This is a genomic window from Streptococcus parasanguinis, from assembly GCF_001578955.1.
Classification (GTDB): domain Bacteria; phylum Bacillota; class Bacilli; order Lactobacillales; family Streptococcaceae; genus Streptococcus; species Streptococcus parasanguinis_U.
Genome location: NZ_KQ969690.1, coordinates 580770 through 585386 on the forward strand (window position 1 = coordinate 580770; position 4617 = coordinate 585386).

Consider the following 4617-nt stretch of genomic DNA (forward strand, 5'->3'; position numbering starts at 1 on the left):
CGGTCGATGTATTCAGTAAATGAAGATAAACATCCTCAGCCACTTTGTGATAGGTCAATGGTGAATTGCCATAAGGAAGAACCAAGCCTTGACTCTTCCTTTGTTGAGGTTTTTCTTGTAGATAGTGCTCCATATCCGTTTTATCCTCTATTCCAGTTACTGACCACATAGTTAAAAAGAGAGCTTTGAGCGTTTGAACTGCTGAACCATCTAATCGAAGGGCCGTGTCCTTCCAATGACCAAAGCGTTCTCGTTTATTGACATACTCATCAGCGATATTAACGCCACCAGTATAAGCAACTTGACCATCAATCACTGTAATTTTTCGATGGTCTCGGTAATTGTAATAGGTTGATAGAATGGGCTTGACTGGTGAGAAGGCCTGAGCTTTAATCCCAACCTTGTGCAATCGCTCGATATAATCGTAAGACAAGGTAGTCATCTCATTCATCCCATCAAACATGACACGAACATCCAGACCTGCCTTGGCCTTCTCCTCCAAAATAGCTAAAATCTCACCCCACATGATCCCTTCGTCAATGATGAAATATTCCATGAAGATATAACGCTCGGCCTTTTTCAAATCCTCCAACAAGGCTGGAAGCATGTCATCTCCAAGTGGAAAATAGGTAACCTCTGTGTCTCTGTAGATAGGAAACTGTGCTGGACTATGCTCCAAAAAATAAGCTAATTTCTGTAATTGGCGATCACTTTGGGATAAATAATCAGCAACTTCTGGATCGGTGCTTAAATGGTCGGATGCCTGCACTGTAGCATCCTCAAGCCGCTTCTTCAAGCGTCTCACACCCAAATCAGCTAACGAAAAGTAAAGCAGAGCCGTCCCAAAAATTGGAAAGAGGGCAATGATAATTATCCAGGACAGTTTGGAACGAGAATCCATGGAACGATTGAGCAAGTAAAAGAAGGTAAAGACACTCAACAAGTGTTCCCATAAGATAATGGATGGGAAATGCTCTTGTAGGCTGAGATATGAAATGACAAGAAAGGCCAATTCCAGTAAGAAGAACAGGAGAATGGGAACCTTTCGGTTAAGTAGAATTTTGGTCCATCTGGAGGGCTTTTGAGGTAACAGTCTAGCACTTTGTTCTTGAGTCATAAAAACCTCTTTCGTATAAAAACATCTTCTATGCTGAATAATTTATGGATTGTTTCAAGTGATATGGAGTTTTCATTTCATTTAGCTACTACTCCTTAACCGCTCTTACTTGATTTTTCTCACCGGCCCTTCGATCGTCTTTTGCATCCAGACGATATCATGCCATTTGTTAAACTTATAGCCAATCTTTGGGAAATGAGCCACTTGGACATAGCCCCGCTTTTCATGCATGGAAATGCTCGCTTCGTTTGGGACTGCGATACAGGCCAGAAAGCGTAAGTAGCCTCGTGCTTGTAGCTCTTCTTCTAAGGCCGTATAAAGGGCCGATCCAATCCCTTGTCCACGCGCTTCTTTTGCTACATAAATAGATAATTCAGTGGTCCAATCATAGGCAGCGCGTGCATAATAGGTCGAGGCATAGGCATACCCCACAACTTTTCCATCCACTTCTGCGACCAAATAAGGAAATTGAGTCAGCGTTTTTGTGATGCGACTTTCAAATTCCTGGACAGTCGGCACATCAACCTCAAAGGTAATGGCTGTCTCTGTCACATAAGGTTGGTAAATCGCTCGGATAGCTGTTGCATCGCTGAGCTGAACGGGTCGAATCATCATGGTGGCCTCCTAATTAGATTATACCTAGTATACCGATATGCCTTATCACTGTCAATGAAGAGAGGGAAAGATCTAATAGTTTCATTTTTTTGTAAAAGGATTTATATAGAAAAGAGGTTGAGAAATCCAGTCTCAACCTCCTTAGTTTATTCCGCTTTTTTATTTGAAAATTGGCTATTGTAGAGCTCATAGTAGAATCCTTTATCTGCTAACAAGGATTGGTGATTTCCTTGCTCGATGATTTGGCCATCTTTGAGGACAAGGATTTTATCTGCTTCTTGAATGGTAGACAAGCGGTGAGCAATGACAAAGCTAGTCCGCCCTTTCATCAAATTCTTCATCGCTTTTTGAATCAAGAGTTCTAAACGCGTATCGACAGAAGACGTCGCTTCATCCAAAATCAAGATTTTAGGATCCGCTAGGAGCGCACGCGCAATGGTTAGGAGTTGCTTTTGCCCTAGAGAAATATTGCTAGACTCCTGGTTCATTTCCATATTGTAACCACCAGGAAGCGTCCGGATAAAGTGATCGACATTGGCTGCCTTTGCAGCTTCCACAATTTCTTCATCCGTTGCTTCGAGATTACCAAAGCGAAGGTTTTCTTTGATGGTTCCTTCATATAACCAAGCATCCTGAAGCACCATTCCGAATTGTTTGCGGTAATCTTGGCGAGATAGATGACGAATATCATGACCATCGACTGTAATCGATCCTGCAGTCACATCGTAAAAGCGCATCAGCAAATTAATCAGGGTTGTTTTCCCTGCTCCAGTCGGTCCGACAATGGCCACCATTTCACCTGGTTTCACTTCAAGGTTGAAATCACGAATCAATGGTTTGTCTGCTACATATTGGAAATCAACGTTTTTAAAGCTGACTTGCCCTGTCAAATCTCCAGAGAGGGTTTCTGTTACATCTGCTACTTCATCTGGCTCATCCATGACTTGGAAAATCCGGTCTAGAGACGACTTAGCACTTTGTAGCTGTCCTGCCAATTGGGTCAAGTTTTGAATCGGTTGGTTGATCTGCCAAACATATTGAACGAAGGCTTGCATATTTCCGACAGTCAAACGACCTGCTAACACTTGCAAGCCACCCATCAAAGCGATAATGAGATAAGTCAAATCTGAAATCCCATTTAAAATCGGCATCATTAAGCCAGAAATGAAATTAGCCTTGAACCCTACTTTTTGAAGGTGATGGGTAATATCGTGAAACTCTTCTTGGGAAGATTTTTCCCGGACGTAGAGCTTAAGGACATTAAAGCCTGTTAAATTTTCTTGCACAAAGCCGTTCATTGCCCCCAAAACATCAGCCTGCTCTTTAAAGTAAGGCTGAGATTTTTTCATGATAAATCGAGCACTGAAATAAGTGATCGGAATGGATAAGATGACCACTAGCCCCAGCTGGATGTTTAAGTACAAGACCATGCTGATGACAAAAAGCAAGGTAAAGATGGCATTAACGATTTGTAAGAAGGATTGTTGCAAGGCATTCGAGACGGTTTCGACATCGCTAGTAAAACGTCCTAACAAATCACCAAACTGATGCCGGTCAAAATAGGAAACCGGAATGTGATTGATTTTATGAGACAAATCATTTCGCATGTCCTGAACGGTCTTTTGAACAGCATTGGTCATGAAATAGTTGGAATAATAAGATCCCAACTCATAGAGGACCCCACGGAATAGATAGAGTGTCATAATGATCGCGATATAGGAGGTATTAAGACCAGCCCCTGCAAGCCCTTTTGCCATATCCATGAGATTTTTTGTCAACTCCGTAATGGCAAGTCCCAAAACAAAGGGTTCGACAACACTCATGACGACACTCAGGATTTTTAAGAAAATGGACAAGCAAACTTCCAAGCGATAGGCTCTCAAGTAAGTCCATAGTCTACTAAAACTGTTTTGTTCTTGTTTCATCTGCTTCTCCTTTCTATTCTTCTGTCAATGATGGACTATCGAGCTGCGAATTAGCGATCTCACGATAGATCTCATTACTTTCCATCAATTCATCGTGGGTTCCTCTACCAACGATCTCTCCATGGTCCAAGACAATAATTTGATCCGCATCCATAATGGTTCCCACACGTTGCGCTACAATCAAGACAGTCGCATCTCCTGTGACTTCTTTGAGACGCTTCCGTAAAGTGGCATCCGTCTTGTAGTCCAAGGCAGAGAAGGAATCATCAAAAATAAAGACATCTGGATCTTTGACAACAGCACGAGCGATGGATAAGCGTTGTTTTTGACCACCTGAAAGGTTGCTACCACCTTCTGCCAAATGCGTATCAAAGCCTTCCTCGCGACTGTCAATAAATTCCTTTGCTTGGGAAATATCTGCTGCTTGTTCTAGCTCTTGTACAGATGCGTCTTCTTTCCCATAACGAAGGTTTTCAGCAATGGTTCCTGTAAAGAGCAAGGCCTTTTGCGGAATAAAACCAATCTTTTGGCGAAGGGCTTTCAGATTGTAGTCGCGGACATCCACACCGTCGACCAAAATCTTACCAAGTGTGACATCATAGAATCGAGGAATCAACTGCACAAGCGAGGATTTTCCTGAACCGGTCGAACCGATAAAGGCAATGGTTTCACCTGGTTTGGCCTGAAAGGAAATGTTGTGAAGAACTGGACTCTCCGTCTCACCTGGATAAGCAAAGGTGACATTGTCAAATTCCAAATAGCCACGAGATGCTGTCTCTGTTACACCATTCTCATTCGGATCAATCGAAATGGGCATGTCCATGATTTCCTTGAGACGACGGCTAGAAACCGCAGTCCGAGGATACATAGTAAAGAGATTGGCTAAAAAGAGGAAAGATAAGAGCGCGTGGAAGCTATACTCAATAAAGGCAACCAGATCCCCAATTTTCAAACTACCGT

4 protein-coding genes are annotated in these 4617 nt (G+C 42.6%); all 4 read right to left on the reverse strand.

Annotated features, from left to right (window positions below):
• The coding region (locus SPADD19_RS06740) for a phospholipase D-like domain-containing protein (protein WP_061455577.1) at nucleotides 1–1117 on the reverse strand (1117 nt) is incomplete at its 3' end.
• A 105-nt stretch (nucleotides 1118–1222) separates the two neighbouring features.
• Entirely contained in the window at nucleotides 1223–1732 is a 510-nt protein-coding gene (locus SPADD19_RS06745) for a GNAT family N-acetyltransferase (RefSeq protein ID WP_003015000.1), read from the reverse strand.
• Between the two features lie 146 nt (nucleotides 1733–1878).
• Nucleotides 1879–3657 carry an ABC transporter ATP-binding protein gene (locus SPADD19_RS06750; protein WP_003001385.1) on the reverse strand — a complete coding sequence of 593 codons (1779 nt, stop codon included), beginning with the start codon at nucleotides 3655–3657 and terminating at the stop codon, nucleotides 1879–1881.
• Between the two features lie 13 nt (nucleotides 3658–3670).
• The coding region (locus SPADD19_RS12750; RefSeq protein ID WP_241496514.1) for an ABC transporter ATP-binding protein at nucleotides 3671–4617 on the reverse strand (947 nt) is incomplete at its 5' end.